The 17,779-nt window shown below is 57.1% G+C and carries 14 protein-coding genes, 1 pseudogene and 1 riboswitch; of the genes and pseudogenes, 9 read left to right on the top strand and 6 right to left on the bottom strand.

Going from position 1 to position 17,779, the window contains the following annotated elements:
* The first annotated feature begins 95 nt into the window (after window positions 1–95).
* From AC0V60_RS09995 to AC0V60_RS09955, 9 genes are all read left to right on the top strand, one after another.
* Window positions 96–2,357, top strand: a complete 2,262-nt coding sequence (locus tag AC0V60_RS09995; RefSeq protein ID WP_486178321.1) for a polysaccharide lyase 6 family protein — start codon at window positions 96–98, stop codon at window positions 2,355–2,357.
* Window positions 2,354–4,537, top strand: a complete 2,184-nt coding sequence (locus AC0V60_RS09990; protein WP_486178320.1) for an alginate lyase family protein — start codon at window positions 2,354–2,356, stop codon at window positions 4,535–4,537. The genes AC0V60_RS09995 and AC0V60_RS09990 overlap by 4 nt, the downstream gene beginning before the upstream one ends.
* 12 nt (window positions 4,538–4,549) lie before the next feature.
* Entirely contained in the window at window positions 4,550–4,912 is a 363-nt protein-coding gene (locus AC0V60_RS09985) for a cupin domain-containing protein (RefSeq protein ID WP_486178319.1), read from the top strand.
* Between the two features lie 4 nt (window positions 4,913–4,916).
* Window positions 4,917–6,191, top strand: coding sequence for an MFS transporter (locus tag AC0V60_RS09980; protein WP_486178318.1), 1,275 nt, complete (start codon window positions 4,917–4,919; stop codon window positions 6,189–6,191).
* A gap of 31 nt (window positions 6,192–6,222) precedes the next feature.
* Entirely contained in the window at window positions 6,223–6,975 is a 753-nt protein-coding gene (locus tag AC0V60_RS09975; protein WP_486178317.1) for an SDR family NAD(P)-dependent oxidoreductase, read from the top strand.
* Window positions 6,976–6,990: 15 nt separating this feature from the next.
* Window positions 6,991–7,629, top strand: a complete 639-nt coding sequence (locus AC0V60_RS09970; RefSeq protein ID WP_486178316.1) for a bifunctional 4-hydroxy-2-oxoglutarate aldolase/2-dehydro-3-deoxy-phosphogluconate aldolase — start codon at window positions 6,991–6,993, stop codon at window positions 7,627–7,629.
* Between the two features lie 16 nt (window positions 7,630–7,645).
* A complete protein-coding gene (locus AC0V60_RS09965) occupies window positions 7,646–8,677 on the top strand; it encodes a PfkB family carbohydrate kinase (protein WP_486178315.1) in 1,032 nt (343 codons plus the stop codon).
* Between the two features lie 2 nt (window positions 8,678–8,679).
* Entirely contained in the window at window positions 8,680–8,835 is a 156-nt protein-coding gene (locus AC0V60_RS09960) for a hypothetical protein (RefSeq protein ID WP_486178314.1), read from the top strand.
* Between the two features lie 256 nt (window positions 8,836–9,091).
* Window positions 9,092–11,929 carry a DUF3857 domain-containing protein gene (locus AC0V60_RS09955; RefSeq protein ID WP_486178313.1) on the top strand — a complete coding sequence of 946 codons (2,838 nt, stop codon included), beginning with the start codon at window positions 9,092–9,094 and terminating at the stop codon, window positions 11,927–11,929.
* Window positions 11,930–11,939: 10 nt separating this feature from the next.
* On the opposite strand, the gene AC0V60_RS09950 is transcribed toward AC0V60_RS09955, so the two are convergent.
* The 6 genes and pseudogenes from AC0V60_RS09950 to AC0V60_RS09925 all read right to left on the bottom strand — a co-directional run bounded on the left by AC0V60_RS09950 (window position 11,940) and on the right by AC0V60_RS09925 (window position 17,762).
* On the bottom strand, window positions 11,940–12,716 hold the full coding sequence (locus AC0V60_RS09950; protein ID WP_486178312.1) for an ABC transporter ATP-binding protein: 777 nt from the start codon (window positions 12,714–12,716) through the stop codon (window positions 11,940–11,942).
* Window positions 12,713–13,690, bottom strand: a complete 978-nt coding sequence (locus tag AC0V60_RS09945) for a FecCD family ABC transporter permease (protein ID WP_486178311.1) — start codon at window positions 13,688–13,690, stop codon at window positions 12,713–12,715. The genes AC0V60_RS09950 and AC0V60_RS09945 overlap by 4 nt, the downstream gene beginning before the upstream one ends.
* Window positions 13,687–14,580, bottom strand: a complete 894-nt coding sequence (locus tag AC0V60_RS09940; protein ID WP_486178310.1) for an ABC transporter substrate-binding protein — start codon at window positions 14,578–14,580, stop codon at window positions 13,687–13,689. Before AC0V60_RS09940 ends, AC0V60_RS09945 begins: the two co-directional genes overlap by 4 nt.
* Window positions 14,580–15,965 (bottom strand): TonB-dependent receptor plug domain-containing protein, encoded by a 1,386-nt coding sequence (locus AC0V60_RS09935; protein ID WP_486179480.1) that lies wholly within the window; start codon window positions 15,963–15,965, stop codon window positions 14,580–14,582. The genes AC0V60_RS09940 and AC0V60_RS09935 overlap by 1 nt, the downstream gene beginning before the upstream one ends.
* A gap of 144 nt (window positions 15,966–16,109) precedes the next feature.
* Window positions 16,110–16,519, bottom strand: a pseudogene (locus AC0V60_RS09930) (TonB-dependent receptor plug domain-containing protein); the annotation flags it as partial.
* Between the two features lie 194 nt (window positions 16,520–16,713).
* A riboswitch (cobalamin riboswitch) is annotated at window positions 16,714–16,933 on the bottom strand.
* Window positions 16,934–17,048: 115 nt separating this feature from the next.
* Window positions 17,049–17,762: a class I SAM-dependent methyltransferase gene (locus tag AC0V60_RS09925; RefSeq protein ID WP_486178309.1), complete on the bottom strand. Its 714-nt coding sequence runs from the start codon at window positions 17,760–17,762 to the stop codon at window positions 17,049–17,051.
* Between the last annotated feature and the right edge of the window lie 17 nt (window positions 17,763–17,779).

The raw sequence follows: 17,779 nt of genomic DNA, 5'->3' as shown, positions 1-17,779 counted from the left end.
ACAAACCTTCTGAAAACTATATGCCAGATTGATTGACACTCATTTGGTCTGGTCTATAGTCCATCCCAATAAAGTTTGGATGAGGGAAATTTTGGATGTCGCCAAGGGTGAGCCTTGTGATCGCTGCTGCGTGTGTTCTGGCATCGCCGGCCTATGCGGAACGCTACCTTGTCCAAACGCGAGACGAATATGCCGATGTGCTAACCAGGGTTGAGGCGGGCGATGAGATCGTTCTTGCCAATGGCGAGTGGCGCAATTTCGACTTGGTTGTCACCGGTGATGGGCGCGAAGATGCGCCCATCGTGCTTACGGCGCAGGAGCCTGGCAAAGTGTTTCTCACCGGCCAATCGAGCCTTCGGGTCGGCGGTGAGTACGTCCAGGTCAGCGGCCTTGTGTTCCGTGATGGGTACAGCCCGCGCGGCGAAGTTGTCTCTTTCCGTGTCTCCAAGGATGATCAGGCCAGCAATTCGCGCGTGACGCAGGTTGTGATCGACGGCTTCAGCAAGCCTGACCGGTACGAAAGCGACTTGTGGGTTGGCATTTATGGTCAGAACAACCGGTTTGACTACAATTACCTCGCAGGCAAAACCAACAAGGGGGTGGCGCTTGCAGTGCGCCTCGACACAGAGGAAAGCCGCGAGAACAATCACCGGATTGAGCGCAATTATTTCGGCCCGCGCGCGGTGTTGGGGTCGAATGGCGGAGAGACCCTGCGCATTGGCACCAGCCATTTTTCGATGTTCAACTCGAACACGCTTGTGGCCTACAATATGTTTGACCGCACCGGAGGCGAGGTGGAAATCATCTCGTCCAAGTCCGGCGGCAATGTCTTTCGCGGCAATGTCTTTCGCGCAGCGCGCGGGACGCTGACCTTGCGGCACGGCGACAACAATGTGGTCGAAGGCAATGTGTTTCTGGGGGAGGGGGCGGATTACACCGGCGGCATTCGCGTGATCAATCGCGGTCAGGCGGTGCGCGGCAACTATATGGAGGGGCTTCGTGGAGAAGCGTTTTCCAGCGCGCTTGCCATCATGAACGGCGTCCCCAATTCTCCGGTCAATCGCTATGTTGAGGTTGAAGGCGCTGAAATTGAAGGCAACACCATTGTCGACAGCCGCCGGGTTGCGTTCAATGTCGGCGCGGATGAAGAGCGTTCCGCTGCGCCAAGCAATTCCACGTTCAAAAACAACCTTTTGAGCGGGTTGGAGGGTCAATCCTTCCTTGAGGTTTACGACGACATTTCCGGGTTCACATTCGCTGACAACCAAGTGGGTGCAGGCGGGGTTGCAGCCGAGCTGGGCTCGTTGCCCCAAGGTTCAGTTGAGATGGTGCGCGGCGAGAATGGTCTACTGTATCCTGCGGACCCTGCGCTTGCATCAGTGGGTGCGCCGCGCGATCTGAAAGTGGTGGGCCTCGATGAAGTCGGGCCAAGTTGGTATCCCAAACCTAGCGATCCTGCGGAATTCGGCTCTTCGGGCAAAGTGATCGAAGTGGCTCCAGGGCAGGGCACTTTGGCGCAGGCCGCCATGGCGGCGGGTCCCGGCGATGTCCTTAAGCTTGCCGCTGGTACTTATGTGACCGAGCGCACTATTCCGCTGGCGACGACGCTTGCCATTGTGGGAGCGGGCGCAGAAGAGACGGTCATCGAATTTGCGCGGCCAACCCTTGTTGAGCTGCGAGAAGGCGGTAATCTGAAGCTTTCCGGCCTTGCGATTGACGGCGTGCGCGCACCCGATTCTGTTGGCAATTCAATGATCCGCACCGGGGTCTATCCAATCCAGTCGAACCTTAGGATTGAGCTTGACCAGATCAAAGTGCGCAACCTTGATGTGAACAAATCATTCAGCGTGGTGACGCTGGGCAAAAGCACTCTGGCTGATAGCGTTTCGATTACGAACAGCGCGTTTGAAAACATCTCAGGCACCATCGTCTCGGCCTCTGCGGAGACCGAGGATTACGGCCAGTACAATGTCGAATATCTCGATATATCGGGCAATGCCTTTGCCAATATCGGCGGGCCTATTGCCAGCATTTATCGAGGCGGACGCGATGAAAGCACCTTTGGGCCCAATGTGACCATCGCTGGCAACGTGCTTCACAATGTGGGGCTTGCGCCAACCAATGGCACGGGCGGATCGGTCCATTTGCACGGCGTTCAAATCGCAGCGATTGACGGCAATGTTGTGAGTGCCTCAGCGCCGCTGCGTGTGGTCCACACAGTCGGCACGCCCAAAACCCAGATCAGCAATAACGCATTTTCGGGCACTGCCGCGTTTCTCCTTGAAGAGTTGATCTTCGGCGGCGGGCACCGCGCGCAGCTTTCGGACAACGAGTTTGCAGAAGGAGGCAATGAATGATGCGCGCCCTTACACTTGTTTCTGCGCTCGCTTTGGCGAGCGTGCCAGGCGTCGCTCTGGCGGCCGATGGTCATGCCGATGTGACCCTTGAGAGTGCGCCCTCGCACGCGCCCCTCTTCGCACAGGAAATGGAGCGGGCCCGCGCCTTTGTTGACGGCATGATGGCAGACGGCGTCGTAGTGCCTCAGCCCAAGGATCCCGGCGGCGGCTACACCCACGAACAACACAAACGCAATTTCCGCGCGATCTATCAAGGCGGGCAATTGTTCACGATCACGGGCGATGAGCGTTACCGCGATTATGTGCGCGATATGCTGCTTGAATATGCCGAGCTCTATCCCACGCTGGGTGAGCATCCGGCCAAGGCGAACCAATATTCCGGGCGCATCTTCTGGCAAGTCCTTAATGATGCCATGTGGCTGGTCCATGCGGTGCAAGGATACGGCGATATTCGCGGCACCTTGAGCGATGCAGACCGCCAAAAAATCGACGACCAGGTGTTCCGCCCTGCGGCGCATTTCCTGTCGGTGGAATCGGTCGCAACCTTTGACCGCATCCACAATCACGCCACTTGGGCGACCGCTGGTGTGGGCATGACGGGATATTTGCTCGGCGATAAGGATATGACCGAGCGCGCTCTTTTGGGTTCTGACAAAAGCGGTAAGGCAGGATTTATCCGCCAAACCGAACTGTTGTTCTCACCCGATGGCTATTACACCGAAGGTCCGTATTATCAGCGTTTTGCGCTGCTCCCTTTCCTTGTTTTCGCCAATGCAATTGAGCGTAATGAGCCTGAGCGGGAAATCTTCAAGCACCGTGATGCGATATTGCTAAAGGCGCTGCGCACGACGGTTCAGCTGAGCTATCGCGGTTATTTCTTCCCGTTCAATGACGCGATCCGGGACAAGAGCCTGCGTACAGCCGAGCTCTACGAAGGCATCGCGATTGCTTACGGGCAAACCCGCGATCCAGCTCTTTTGTCGATCGCTGATTTTCAGGGGCGCACTGTCCTCACCCCGGGCGGCGCAATGGTGGCAAAGGATCTGGCGGCGGGCAAGGCAGAGCCCTTCCCCTTCCGCTCACTTTTGCTGACTGATGGACCCGAAGGTGACCAAGGAGCTGTTGCTGTCCTTCGCCAAGGCAAAGCCAATGCGGAAGGCGAGCCAGCCACCGTGCTGATCGCCAAGAACAGCTCGCAAGGTATGGGCCACGGCCACTTCGACAAGCTTGCCTGGCAAATGTACGACAATGGCAATGAGATCGTGCGCGATTATGGCGCGGCGCGTTTCCTCAATATCGAGGCAAAGCGCGGCGGGCGCTATTTGCCTGAGAACGAGACTTGGGCCAAGTCATCGGTCGCTCACAACACTTTGGTTGTGGACGAGACCAGCCATTTCGACGGTGACGGCAAATACGCTGATAAGTTCTGGCCCACGCAGACTTACTTCTCCGACGCAGAGGGGCTTCAGGTCACAAGCGGGATGATCGGGAGCGCCTATCCCGGCGTTTCGATGAAACGTACGCTGTTGATGCCTTCGATCCCAGGCTTGGAAGCGCCTTTGGTGATCGACCTTGTCCATGCCTCAAGCGATGATGCGCACCAATATGATCTGCCTTTGCATTATTCTGGGCACATCATGGAATATGACTTCGAGGCGCAGCGCAACATTGCTGAACGCCCCGTGCTCGGCTCTGCCAATGGCTACCAGCACATTTGGGTCGATGCCAAAGCCGCTCTCGAGAGCGGTAAGGGCGCGCTCACATGGATCTTGGATGGGCGGTTCTACACGTACCGCTTTGCTGGCAACGGCCCGCTCACCGCGATTTTTGGCGAGAGCGGGGCGAATGACCCTGAGTTCAACCTTCGCCGCGAGCCGCTGCTTATGCTTCGCGCACAGCGTGAAGGCGCTGTGTCATTCGCCAGCCTGCTCGAGGCGCACGGAAGCTATGATGGCGCGGCCGAGCAGACGCTCGACAGTCGCAGTCTTGTCGAAGATCTCACCCATGCGCGGGCGGGGCAAATGGACATAGTCAAACTGACCCTGAAATCAGGGCAGCGCTACGCGGTGGCGGTTTCGCACAATCCTGATCCAGAGGCGGCGCACAGTGTCACTATCGGGGGCGATACCATCGCCTGGACGGGGTTTGCTGGCGTAACTGCGCTCAGTGACAAAGAATAACGGGAGATGGGAATGGAAATGGTGAAAGAGGCGCAAAGCCCGCCCTTCGTGGTCGCGAAGGACACACCCAAAGAGGATCTGGGTAGCGGAATATCGCGCCAGATACTCGGCTATGGGCCTGAAATCATGATCGTCAGGGTCTGGTTTGAAAAAGGTTCAGTGGGTGATGTTCATTCCCATACGCACAGCCAATCAACCTATGTCGAAAGCGGCAAGTTTGAGGTCTTTATCGACGGGACGAAACAGGTGCTGGAGGCTGGCGACAGCTTCTACATAGCGCCGCACCTTGATCACGGCGCAGTGTGCCTTGAGGCAGGCGTCCTGATCGACACCTTCAGTCCATTGCGCGAAGACTTTTTGGCCGAGGGGAACTAGGGCGATGCTTAAAGGGAAACTGCGTTTCTGGATCGTCGGGCTTGTCGCCCTTGCGACCATCATCAATTATATCGACCGGGGCGCCTTGGGCTTTTTGTGGCCTGAGATATCCAAAGAGCTTGAATTGACCGAGTATGATTATGCGATCATTCTCAATGTGTTCACCTTTGCCTACGCCTTTGGTCAATCGATTTTTGGTAAGATATTCGACTGGATCGGAGTGCGGCTTGGTTTCGTGCTTTCAATCGTCGTTTGGTCGGCTGCGACCATCCTTCACGCTTTTGCCCAAGGGCTTATGAGCTTCGCGGTTTTCCGTGCGGTTCTAGGTGTGTCGGAAGCCGGTAACTGGCCTGGTGCAACCAAGGCAAACGCCGAATGGTTCCCTATCAACGAGCGCGCGCTTGCGCAGGGCATCTTCAATTCAGGCGCTGCGATTGGCGGCATTGTGTCCGCACCCATCATCGGACTTTTGTTCGTGTGGCTCGGCAGCTGGCAGGCGACTTTCATTGCCATTGGTGCACTCGGCTTCTTATGGTTGATCCCTTGGCTTATCGTCTACAAAAGCGGCCCTGACGCTCACCCTTGGATTTCTGAGGAAGAGCGGCAGTTCATCTTGACCGGTCAGCGCAATGTCGAAACCAATGAGGTCGCCGATTACGCACCGGGTTCTGCTGAGATTTTGAGCCGGAAGGAAAGCTGGGGCGTGATCCTTGCAAGCTTCTTCCTCGACCCGATCTGGTGGCTCTTTGTGGGCTGGCTCCCGATTTATCTCGCCAAGACTTATGGCTTCGGTGTTGAGGAAATCGCGGTTTATGCTTGGATCCCATACGTTGGCGCCATGTTCGGTGCGTGGTTCGGCGGTCTTCTGGCCGGTAACCGGATCAAGTCTGGGTGGAGCGTCAATAAAACGCGCAAATCGGTGATCGCGCTTGGCGGTGTGATCATGCTGGTCTCGCTTTTGTCGACCACTCAAGCAGCCACGCCGCTCATCGCGGTTCTTATGATGGCGGCAATCCTGTTTGGTTTCCAGACGGCTGTCGGCAACATTCAGACACTGCCCAGCGATTTTTACAGCGGCGCATCGGTCGGCACTTTGGCCGGTTATGCGGGCACCGCTGCGAAGCTTGCCGTTGTGGGTCTGAACTTCCTGATCCCAGCAATCACAGTGAATAGCTATGCGCCTGCCTTTATCGTTGGCGCTGGTCTAGCGATTGCGACTGTTCTTTCGGTGCTCATCCTGTGCCCCGAAATCAAACCATTGAAACCAAAATCGGCCTAAGGCCGCAGACATTCCTTAAGGGGGAACGATTATGAAATTTGCTGGCAAAGTGGCCGTAGTGACCGGCGGAAGCCGCGATATTGGCCGCGCGGTTTGTGTGAAACTCGCATCCGAAGGCGCAAGCGTTGTTGTGAACTATAACAACAACCAAGCGGACGCCGATGCAACAGTCGCCGCTGTGGAAGCGGCGGGCGGTAAAGGCATCGCGGTGAAAGCTGATGTGACCAAGCCTGCTGATGTGGACGCTCTGATTGCTGCCACAACTGATGCGTTCGGCGGAGAGATCCATATTCTCGTCAACAACGCTGGCGGCCTTGTCGCGCGCAAAACATTGGAGGAGATGGACGAAGAGTTCTTCAACTTCGTCATGCAATTGAACGCCACCTCAACCTTTCTCGCGTGCAAGGCGGCCGTGCCTCTTATGAAAGAGGGCGCAGCAATCGTGAACTTGGCATCGCTTGCAGGGCGCGATGGCGGCGGCGGCGGAGCGATTGCCTATGCGACGTCTAAAGGCGCGGTGATGACTATGACCCGCGGCCTTGCCAAAGAGTTGGGGCCCAAAGGCATCCGCGTGAACGCACTATGCCCCGGCATGATCGCCACCACCTTCCACGACAAGTTTACGCCTGATGCAGCGCGTGAAAACGTGGCCAATTCAACCCCGCTTCGCCGTCAAGGTAAAGCCGAAGAGACCGCTGATCTTGTTGCATACCTATGTTCAGACGAAGCCTCTTTCATCACAGGCACGAATGTGGATATCAATGGCGGCCTGGCCTTCTCATAATCGGAATGGAATGCAATGCGTGATGAACTGACAAGCCGCTTGGCTGCTGCACCTGTGGTACCGCTCATTGGCGAAAATGATGCGGGCCGCGCTGTGAAAACGGCTGAGGCGCTTGGCGAAGGCGGCTTGTCGGTCATCGAAGTCGTTATGCGAAGCAGTGACGCGCAAAAAGGCATGGAAGCGATCCTCGCTGAAACTGAGGGCCTGATCGTTGGCGCAGGAACTGTGCTGACCCTTGATCAGGCCAAATCGGTCCGGGCAAGCGGTGCGCAGTTCATCGTATCACCCGGTCTCGTTGACGAGATCGCTGAGTATTGCCTTGCCGAAGACATCCCTTTCTACCCCGGCACCATGACCGCCGGCGAAGTCCAACGCGCTTATGCGCTTGGGCTTCGTGAGGTGAAATTCTTCCCTGCATCGCTCGCTGGCGGCGTACCGATGCTGAAAGCGTTCTCCTCGGTGTTCCGGGAAATGCGTTTCATGCCAACCGGCGGTGTGTCGGCAGGCAATTTGGCTGAGTTTCTAGCCCTTCCCAGCGTCCTCGCCTGCGGTGGCAGCTGGCTTACACCCAAGGAAGCGGTTGCCATCGGCGACTATTCCCAGATCACAACCCTTGCGAGCGAAGCTGTGTCAATCGCGCAGGCCGCTCGCTGAATGAAAGCTCCTCCCCATGGCTGAATTCCTCTCCTTTGGTGAAATTATGCTGCGGCTTAAAACGCCGGGCCACCAACGCTTTTTCCAATCACCCGAATTTGAAGCAACCTTTGGCGGCGGCGAGGCCAATGTCGCGGTCGCCTTGTCTAACTATGGCTTGGATGCTGGCTTCGTAAGCGCGCTCCCCGATAATGACATTGGCGAAAACGCCATCATGGAACTGCGCAAGTTCGGCGTCGATACAGCGCACGTCAGCCGTTCCGGCGACCGGGTTGGTATCTATTTCCTCGAAACAGGATCGAACCAGCGCCCATCCAAGGTTGTTTATGACCGCGCGAACTCTTCCATCTGCAATGCAGGTATGGATGAATTTGATTGGCCCACAATCTTCAAAGGCGCCAAATGGCTCCACATCACCGGCATTACGCCAGCGCTGAGCCAATCGGCAGCGGACCTTTCGATGGCCTGCGTCAAAGCGGCGAAAGAAGCCGGTGTGACCGTCTCATGTGACTTCAATTTCCGCGGCAAGCTGTGGAAATACGGCAAGACCGCGCCAGAAGTGATGCGTGAGCTTGTGAAGTACGTCGACGTTGGCATTGCGAACGAGGAAGACTGCCAAAAGTCACTCGATATCTCGGTTGATGTTGATGTGGAGAGCGGCGAGCTTGATACCAAGAAGTATGAAGCGCTGGGCCAGAAGGTGCTCGACATTTACCCGAACATGCACACCATCGCGATCACTCTGCGGGAGAGCCTCAGTGCAGACCGCAACAATTGGTCGGCCTGCCTTCGCACCCGCGAAGGCGGCTTTAAGCTCAGCAAAAAATACGAGCTTACCGATATCGTTGACCGTGTTGGCGGCGGCGACAGCTTTGCCTCTGCGCTGATCTATGGCCTCAACGCTTATGAAGACCGTCAGCAGAGCCTTGAGTTCGCTGTGGCGGCCTCGGCTCTCAAACACACGATCATGGGCGACTTTAACCGCGTTACCGTGCCAGAGGTTGAGAAACTGATGAGCGGCGACGGTTCTGGCCGGGTTCAGCGCTGAGCATGACCCATCAGTCGTTCACACTGCGGCTGGTTATGGGATGCGACCTGGCCATCGGGCAATTCCCGCAGCAGCCGTGTGTGAATGATAATATATCCTCAGAGCAGGAACGCTTTGAGCAGATTGTCAGCCGCGAGCTGGTCGACGACTGCGACTAAAACCCTGGCGCACTGCGCAGGTTGGCTCTTGTGGTTCCTGAATTGTCCTGCACTTTTGTTCAGTTGTGTGTTTTAGCGCAGGCTGGCACATGCGAAATTGCAAGCTAATCCGCAGATGCGGGCGGATTGTTCCTTGTCATAAGGCGTGATGCGCGCAATGATTGGTTTCCTATCCAAATCACCATCTAAAAGGTGAGCGGCTCAAGAAGTCTTTACTGAGCTGTGACAAACACTTTCAGAATTGAAGAATTGCTCGATGAATTTGCGAATATACAAAGCGGCCGTTTCTATTTTTGCGATGGCCACGGCTACAAGCGTGCAAGCGGGCGATACGCCGCTTTATGATCCGGCCCCAAAGTGGATCGAGGATGTCGATTTTGACGCGATAGAAGCCGATGAAAGCAATGATCTCATTGTGTTCGATCAGCAAATCCGGCTCGAACAGGGTCAGGAGTGGGCCTATCAAGATCAGATTTATCGCATCTCAGGCCTGACCGATCTTGCCAATGTTGGCACGCTCAAAGCTCAGTGGTTGCCGGATAAGGGCGATCTTATCATTCATGAGGTTTCGATCCTTCGCGGCGGCGAGACAATCGACGTTTTGGCCGAGGCGGGCGAGTTTGAGGTTCTGCGCCGAGAGCGCATGCTGGAGCGCGGCATTCTGGATGGTTCGCTGACGGCGACCATGGCTGTGCCGGGCCTGGAGGTGGGCGACGAATTGCGCTTCCGCTATTCTGTGACCAATTCAGACCAGGCTTTGGGCGATGAGGTGCAAAGCCAAGCCATCCTATGGCGCGAGATGCCAAATGGCGGACGCGGCGCCATGGCAATGCTCGGAGGGGGCATGCCGGGCATTGATGCCGATTTCTCGCGCATTTCTGTGTCCTGGCCTGATGACCTTGATGTGCGGTATCATGCGGGCCGCAAGTTCGATATTGACGCACCGGAAAAGCGCGGCGGATACAACTGGCTATCAGTCATTCTGCCTTTGCCTGAGGCCGATCCCATCCCTCCCCAAGCGCCATTGCGGTATGCCCAGCCCAATATCTTGCAAGTTTCCACCTTTGCCGATTGGGCAGAGGTCTCCAGCACGATGGCGCCTTACTACAAGGTCGGCAATGCCCTTGAGGGCCTCACCGATCTTCAGCAGAAAATTGACGCAATCGCAGCGCGGCCGGTAAGCGAACTTGAAAAGGCGGTCGATGCGCTTGAGCTGGTGCAGGAGGATATTCGCTATCTCCTGAACGGGCTCGACGGGGGCAATTACCTGCCTCAGGATGTATCAACCACATGGGAGAGCAAATACGGCGATTGCAAAGCCAAAACGGTGATGCTGCTTGCTGTGTTGGACCGGCTCGGCATTCAAGCAGAAGCGGTTTTGGTATCTTCCGCTCGCGGCAATATGGTCCCCGCCTCTCTGCCAATTCCGGGTGCGTTTGACCATGTGCTGGTGCGCGCGGTCATTGGCGGGCAGGAGTATTTCCTCGACGGCACATCAATCGGTGCGAATATGCGCACGGTTGGCAATGTTCCGCCGTTTGAATTTTACCTGCCTCTGCGTGATGCCAATGCCTCGATTGTGGCACTTGAACAAACGCTTCCCCGTGTGCCTGAACGCGAAGTGTTCGTGACTGCAGATGCATCGGCAGGCCTCGATATTCCTGCGCTGACTACGATGAAATTGGTCACTTACGGCCCTCTCGCAGCGCAAATGAATTCGGAAATTGAGAAGTTCGAAGACATGATGAAAGGCGGCATGAGCGGGATGCTTGGCCGCAGAGCCCTATTGACAGATGTTGCCGTTGAACCGGGCGAGGATGACAGCGAGTTGACCGTCATCATGCAAGGGATCATGCCGTCCATGTTCAAATTTGACGGGCTCAAAGGCGAATACATCTTGAACGCGATCCCGAGCAGGGCACGCTTCTCGCCTAACCGTTCCAAACCAGAATGGCGCGATATTCCCGTCGCTATTGGCGCACCCAGCAGCGATGCGAACCTGCTCGAATTGACGCTTCCTTTTGAGGCGAGCGAGCTCAAAGTGAGGGGTAAGCTTGAACTCGAAGCCGAGGCGGCGGGCAAATCCTTCACCCGCAAGATCGCAATGGAAGGGCGCAGCGTTTCCGTCTTCGAAAAATTTACCACCCAAGGCGGCGAAATCGCGCCAGAACACATTCGCGAAGAACGGCGCAAGGCGTCGCGGCTTGCGGGGGAGAAGTTGACCTTTACAGCTCCTGCCCAGACACTGCGGCGCTGGCGCTATGCAGGGGATGCGGACCGAAGCGGCTTGGCGCCCTTAGAGGCCGCATATGCCAAAAGCATTGCAAACGAACCCGATGAAGCAACGCCATTGATCGCACGCGCAGGTTTTCGCCAAATGACATATGACTTTGCCGGAGCATCGCAAGATTACACGCGTGCAATAGAAATTGAGCCGACCCCCGGCCTTTATCACGACCGCGCATACATGCATCTCCAATTGCGCGATTTGGAGGCCGCAAAGGCCGATTACGGTGAGGCGTATGCGCTTGACCCATCGACCCAGCGCGCAATCAATTTTGCTGATGTGCAGGCAAAGCTTGGCGAAGTTGATGCTGCATTGGAGCTTTTGGAAGGCGAGGGCGGCGATACGAAGGCAAGGCAATCGCTGGCATCAGCGATCGGCGAATTGGAAGCGCTTCAGGGCAACGCTGCAGCGGGTCTTGAACGGATTTCGTATGAACTTGAGAACGATCCCAACAATGGCGATCTGCTCAATGCAAAATGCTGGTTTATCGCCACTTGGAAAATCGTATTGGAAGAGGGCGCGGATGTGTGCCGACTTGCAGTGGAGCGCAGCAGAGACACGGCGCAGGCTCTAGACAGCCGGGCATTGCACCACTTGCGTGTCGGCGAACTCGAAGAGGCGCGCGCGGATATTGAGCAGGCGCTCGAGCTGTCACCGTGGCAAGACGAATCGCTGATGCTGCGCGGCTTTATCAAGCTTGCCCAAGGCGATACGAGCGGAAAAGATGATATCCGGCAGGCAATCATAAGGCGCCCGGCGATTGTCGACACTTATTCGCGCTGGGGCTTTGAGTTCGATCTCGATTGAGCGGTGTCGTCTAGACAGGGCCCAGAATGCTGAGCGAGACCGAACCGGATGCGTCCACGTCCACATTGGCCTCGATGCCAAACACCTGGGCCAAGCGTTCTTTCGTAAGGGTTTCTTGCGGAGTTCCTTGCGCGACTATCTGCCCGTCTTTCATCCAAATCAGCCGGTCGGCATAGCGCGCGGCAAGCGATAGATCGTGAAGGACGGTGAGCACGCCGCGCCTTTCCCTGGCGGCGCGTTTGAACAGGCGCAGGACCTCGTGGGCATAGCGCGGGTCGAGCGCTGCGACGGGTTCATCTGCGAATAGGACGGGTGTTTCGGCAGCCAATGCGCGGGCCAAATGGACGCGGGAAAGCTCGCCGCCTGAAAGCGTGTCCGCTGAGCGTTCCTCAAATCCTGTGAGGTCGCAGGCGTGTATTGCGCGCGTCACCGCAGCCTCGTCTGCCGGAGACCGATGTGGGGACGCGCCGCCATAGGCGAACCGGCCAAGCGCCACGATATCGCGCACCGGCTGAGGCCAGACCAAGGGGCGCAATTGGGGAAGATAGGCGAGTTTTCGGGCCCGCTCTACCGGGCGCAAAGCTGCTATATCGCATCCCTCCACGCTCGCGCTGCCTGCACCGGGCTCAAGCACCCCGACAGCCATTCGCAGCAATGTCGTTTTCCCGGCACCGTTGGGACCGACAAGCGCTGTAAGCGTGCCGGGTCCCAGCGTGAAACTGGCACCTCGGACCAGCGACTGGCCGCCCGTTGAATAAGACAGATTGCTCGCTGCAAACAGGCTCATGCAAGCCTCCTCTTAGCCGCGATCCAGATAAAGACCGGCGCGCCAATCAGCGAAGCAACCACACCCAGCTTAAGCTCAAAATCGGTAGGGATCACCCGCACGCCGATGTCAGCAAGGACCAAAAGGAGCGCTCCCAAAAGCGCCGATGGCACCAGAAGCCGCGCGGCGTCATAGCGCACAAAGGGCCGCACTAGGTGAGGGGCGACGATGCCGACAAAGCCAATTGCGCCTGCCAGAGCCACTGCTGCCCCTGTCGAAAGGCCCGCGCCAATTATCACGGCGAGGCGTTGCCGCGTCAGATCAACACCGAGCCCGGCGGCGGTTTCCTCTCCAAGGCCAAGCGCTGCAAGTCCGCGCCGGGCGGTGATAAGGACTGCCATCCCCGCAAGGGCCAGAGGCGCGGCGAGCGCGAGGTCGTCAAAACTGCGATTGGCAACGGAACCCAGCATCCAATTAACCATATCGGCGAGTGAGAAGGGATTGGGCGCCAAATTCATGAGCAACGCCATGAGCGCGCCTGCAAAGCTCGAAAGACCCACGCCAATCAAGATTAGCGTTATTACACTGCGGCTCTTCAAAGAGGCCACAGCAACGAGCCCTGTTGCCGCCAAAGCGCCTGTGACCGCAGCAATAGGCAGCACGAAAGGCGCGGTGCTTGTCAATCCGTAATAGAGCGCAAAGCTTGCAAACAGCGCTGCGCTTGCAGAAACGCCCAATATGCCGGGTTCTGCCAATGGGTTGCGCAAAAGCCCCTGCAATGCCGCCCCGCTCATGCCCAGTGCTGCGCCCACCAGTGCGGCGGCAAGGGTGCGCGGTAGGCGAATGTCCCAGACCACCAATTGATCAGCGGCGCTGCCATGGAAGGCGAGGGCGCTAAGCACGCGGTCCAGCGGCAAGGGTACGGAGCCCAGCAGCAGTGATAGCACAGCCGCAGCGATCAAACTGACCGTCAGAAGGGCGCTTAACCGGCTCATGAGGGAACCCGCGGCGAGTTTCGCGCGGTTTTAGCCATGGCCTCCACCGCCTCGATCAAAAACCATCCGCCGCACGCCGTCCAAGCGCCGTCGAGTGATGCGACCGGTCGCTCTTCAAGTTGCGCTTTAGCGACAGGATGGCGCGCCGCGCTCCAGTATCTCAGATCGTCTGCCTCGCTTTCGAAAAAGGCGGCCACCACCAATTCGGGGCGTTCATAAGCGAGCCGCTCAAGCGGGACCGGGTGCCAGCCTGGCTCGTCCAGAAAATTCTCAAGACCAGCAGCAGTCAGCAGCTCATGGATCATCGTGCCCGGCCCCGCGCTAACGCCGCCCGGAGTCATGTAAAGCGCTTTCGGGCCTTGCTTGGCCTTGCTCTTTATCGCTGCAAGGCGGCGGTTCATATCGGCGACAATGGCGCGCGCGTTGGCAGGCTTTCCCAATCGACCGCCGACGCGCGAAACCTCGGCCTTCACCTCTTCGATGTCCTGCGGGAAACCGATTTGCAGAACCGGCACTCCCGCACGTTCCAGAAACCGTGTGATATTGGGGCCGCCGCCATAGGAGCGCACGATGAGATCAGGCTCCAGCGCCAGAACATCAGCCGCGCGCGGACGCACCTGGCGAAGACCTTTTGCCTCGCCGCGCAGGTATGAAAACCGTTTGTCCGCATCAACTGACAGCGCAAGGACGTTCGCGCGCGGCGCAAATTCCAGCACATATTGATCAGCGCAATAATCAAGGCTCACGATGCGCTGGGGCCTATCTGGCACCCGCGCGGCGCCCTGCGTTTGCTCATCGCGCCCTTCTTCATCAAGAACGCGATCATCGCTTGGCAAGCAAGCGGCAAGACACACGCTTATAAACGCCGCGAACGAGAGTTTAACGCGCATCACATCCGGTAACGAACACCGCCAAAAACGGCCCGTCCCGGCTGACCAAATTGAAAGACCGTCTCGTAATCCTCATCAGTGATATTCTCGATGCGGCCAAAGATTTCAAACGCCTCGGAAATGCCGTAGCTTACCCTCAGGTCAGCGACAAAGTAGCCGTCATTTTGGCGTGTGTTGGCCGCATCATCAAAGCTGTCGCCTACCAACAGAACGGTCGCCCCGATGCCAAAGCCGCTTTTCATGCGGTAATCTGCAACAAGGCTTGCGGTTTCTTCCGCGCGGCGGGCCAAGCGATTGCCAGTGGTGTCGTCAAAGGCGTCGATGACCGAGTAATTGAGCGAGAGATCAAACCCATCGACCGGCTTTAGAGCAACGCCGAATTCCCAGCCATCAGCCGACACGCTGCCGATATTGGCATAGGTGCCAAAGGGGCGGGGGTTGGCCGCATCATTGCATATCGGAATGGAGGCATCGCATCCCACAAACCCGATCTCATCGGTGCCATCGCGGTTGAAATAGGTGACGCCGAATTGGGCGCGGCCTTCGAGAAAACTTTGCGTCAGGCCCACATCCCAGCTTTCCGAACTCTCTGCGACGAGATCAGGATTGCCAAAATCGCTGAAAAGCTCAAACAGGGAAGGCGCTTTGAACCCCTCGCCGTAACTTGCGCGCAAGGTGGTTTGGCCGCCATTGGGCGAATACGCACCGCTCGCAGCGAATACTGTGGCACTTCCAAATGTATCGGTGTCGTCATAGCGAAGGCCGCCGGTCAAGGAGAGACCTTTGGCGGGGCTCAGATTGATCTGCGAATAGAGCGAATTGATCGACGCATCAGCAATCGTGGGCGCGCCGCCAAAACTGGACGCGGAAAAATCAGATTCCTCGCGCTCTGCCCCGAAGACGATTTGGACCGCGTTTCCTTCATCCGGACCTACATCCAGCACGCCCTGATATTCATACCGGCGGTTCTCACCGCTGCCATCGAAGGTCACAAAATCGGTGTCTTTGTCGACATTCTCGCGTTCGATATCGGTGTATGCAAAGCCAAGACGGTTGCGAAAACGTCCATCGAGAAAGCTTGCGTTGATCCCGGCATAGCCAACGAAATCCTCCCGGTTTGAAACCTCATTGGTGTCGCCAAAAGCAAAGGTGGGGGGCGCAAAACCGTCAATTTCGGTTTCGCCATCGGCATAAAATGCCCGCAGGTCGAGCGAGACATTATCGGCTATGGCGATATCGACCTTGCCATTGAAGCCAAGGCTTTCGAACCCGTCATCCTCTGTTCCTCCGCGCTTCTCGTTGAAGGCTGAGATGCCGTCTGTGTCGAAATAGGTCCCGCCAAAGCTGGCGGCGACCGGCCCGAATTTGCCGGAGATATTGCCCACAACCTCAGCGGTGCCGCGCGACCCATATTCAGCGCGTGCAAACACGCCAAGATCATCGGTGGGCGCGCGTGTCAGCAGGTTGACCACCCCGCCAATCGCCTGGCTTCCGTAAAGCACCGATTGGGTGCCGCGCACCACTTCGGCGCGTGCAATGTTGCCGGTGAGAAGAGGGCCGAAGTCAAAGCCGCCGCCAATCGAAGAGGGGTCATTGAGCTTAACCCCGTCAATCAATACGACGGTTTGAATGCTTTGAGCCCCCTGATCGAGACGCCCGCAGCGGTGCCGATGCCGCCGTTGCGATTAAACGTGACGCCGGGGACGGTGCGCAGGAGGTCGATCACATCGCTCGCCTGGCGGTTTACGATTTCCTCTTCGGTGATCACCGTCACGGATTCGCCGACCTGCGAGGCATCGCGTGAAGTCCGGTTTGCGGTGACAATGATGCTCGGCCCGTCCGCCAATTCACCTCCTAAACGATCGGTGTTTTCTGCATGCACAGCAGATGAGATGAGGGCAATCGAAGAGGCGGCTGCGAGGTAGATACTGATTTTCATTGGGCTGTTGATCCAAAGCCTAGCCGGGGCGAAGGCCTTCTCCTCTCCGCTTGGCGCATCTGACAGGGGCTTTGCGCGGCTTCAGCTTTTGCCGGACCACGCGAGAAAACAGCCCTTACGCTGCCGCTACTTTGGGAAAAACACAGCCAGCCGAAACCCGCCACTTTCCTGTCCCACTGGGCTGAACCCGGCCCCGGACGAACGACGCGATGGCAGGTCTCCTGACTTGCTGATCAACGCATCTGAACCGTCTTCCCAGCCTCGCTTGTTGCGGCTTGGCCAGTGACATGTTGGTTCAGGGCTCCCAGCTTACAGTTGCGGGCACAGCGCCGGAATTGCTTTATCAAGCGCACCGGCTTCCCTCTTAGCATCAAGCGCAACCGCGCCTTCCGCACCATCTGTGCGCGGGCTAAACCGGGGAGGCTGGATTGTCAATTTGCAGGTAGGATCGAATGCTGTGTCAGACGGACACAGACGGACACAGACGGGCACAGACAGACAAGGCTGATCTCTTGTTAGATCGCCTAGCCTATTTCGAAGCATGGAAGCAGATGTGCCCCGCTACGGCTAGTTTCTGGGCATTGATTTGTTCCGGTCTGCGCTTTTGGTTGTCATTAAGCGAGTTGATGAAATAGTTGAAAAGGCTGTCTTGACCAAAGCTCGATTGGAAGGGTTTGTGACCGAACAAATTGCGCAGCGTCAAAGCAATCCCATCAATTCCGGGTCTTAGCGTCACAGCGTCCAAACCATTGTCTTCAAACAGAGTGACGATCCCATAAGGGCTCCAGTTGAAAATGCTGAAGCTGTGATAAGGCTCAAGGAAGGAAACCGATCCCACGAACACTCCCCCAGGGCGCAGGACCCGGTGAACATCGCGGAGAAGCTCTTCGGGATATCGCACATGCTCAAGCACCTGACAGGAGAAAATGAGATCCATCGAACTGTCGGCATATGGAAGATTGACACCGTCAAACGTGTCGAACGTCAGATCATCGCGCACACGCCCTTCGACTTCTGGAGATGCTTCGATATCAACTCCAAAATAGGAGAGATTAGGCAGCGTCTTGCGCAAATGCTCAAAACTGTTTCCAGCGCCGCAACCAAGATCCAAGACTTGAGGGCTCTCAATCTTGGAGAGCTCATACTTCTCACTGGCCTCGACAAACATGGAAAATGCCGTGACCTGCCGAGCATGATCGTTAGGGATTGCGTGAGGGATGATAACGCCGAGCTGCGACGTCATGGTTTTCTGATATCCAA

It is taken from the genome of Erythrobacter sp. S259, assembly GCF_057364965.1.
The sequence above is the reverse complement of the archived record's forward strand: the minus strand, read 5'-3'. Positions and strand labels throughout refer to the sequence as shown.

What these genes read in the sequence shown, in the direction of transcription:
- AC0V60_RS09995 (WP_486178321.1), top strand. Translation starts at nt 96, where the DNA reads ATGTCGCCAAGGGTGAGCCTTGTGATCGCTGCTGCGTGTGTTCTGGCA.
- AC0V60_RS09990 (WP_486178320.1), top strand. Translation starts at nt 2,354, where the DNA reads ATGATGCGCGCCCTTACACTTGTTTCTGCGCTCGCTTTGGCGAGCGTG.
- AC0V60_RS09985 (WP_486178319.1), top strand. Translation starts at nt 4,550, where the DNA reads ATGGAAATGGTGAAAGAGGCGCAAAGCCCGCCCTTCGTGGTCGCGAAG.
- AC0V60_RS09980 (WP_486178318.1), top strand. Translation starts at nt 4,917, where the DNA reads ATGCTTAAAGGGAAACTGCGTTTCTGGATCGTCGGGCTTGTCGCCCTT.
- AC0V60_RS09975 (WP_486178317.1), top strand. Translation starts at nt 6,223, where the DNA reads ATGAAATTTGCTGGCAAAGTGGCCGTAGTGACCGGCGGAAGCCGCGAT.
- AC0V60_RS09970 (WP_486178316.1), top strand. Translation starts at nt 6,991, where the DNA reads ATGCGTGATGAACTGACAAGCCGCTTGGCTGCTGCACCTGTGGTACCG.
- AC0V60_RS09965 (WP_486178315.1), top strand. Translation starts at nt 7,646, where the DNA reads ATGGCTGAATTCCTCTCCTTTGGTGAAATTATGCTGCGGCTTAAAACG.
- AC0V60_RS09960 (WP_486178314.1), top strand. Translation starts at nt 8,680, where the DNA reads ATGACCCATCAGTCGTTCACACTGCGGCTGGTTATGGGATGCGACCTG.
- AC0V60_RS09955 (WP_486178313.1), top strand. Translation starts at nt 9,092, where the DNA reads ATGAATTTGCGAATATACAAAGCGGCCGTTTCTATTTTTGCGATGGCC.
- AC0V60_RS09950 (WP_486178312.1), bottom strand. Translation starts at nt 12,716, where the DNA reads ATGAGCCTGTTTGCAGCGAGCAATCTGTCTTATTCAACGGGCGGCCAG.
- AC0V60_RS09945 (WP_486178311.1), bottom strand. Translation starts at nt 13,690, where the DNA reads ATGAGCCGGTTAAGCGCCCTTCTGACGGTCAGTTTGATCGCTGCGGCT.
- AC0V60_RS09940 (WP_486178310.1), bottom strand. Translation starts at nt 14,580, where the DNA reads ATGCGCGTTAAACTCTCGTTCGCGGCGTTTATAAGCGTGTGTCTTGCC.
- AC0V60_RS09925 (WP_486178309.1), bottom strand. Translation starts at nt 17,762, where the DNA reads ATGACGTCGCAGCTCGGCGTTATCATCCCTCACGCAATCCCTAACGAT.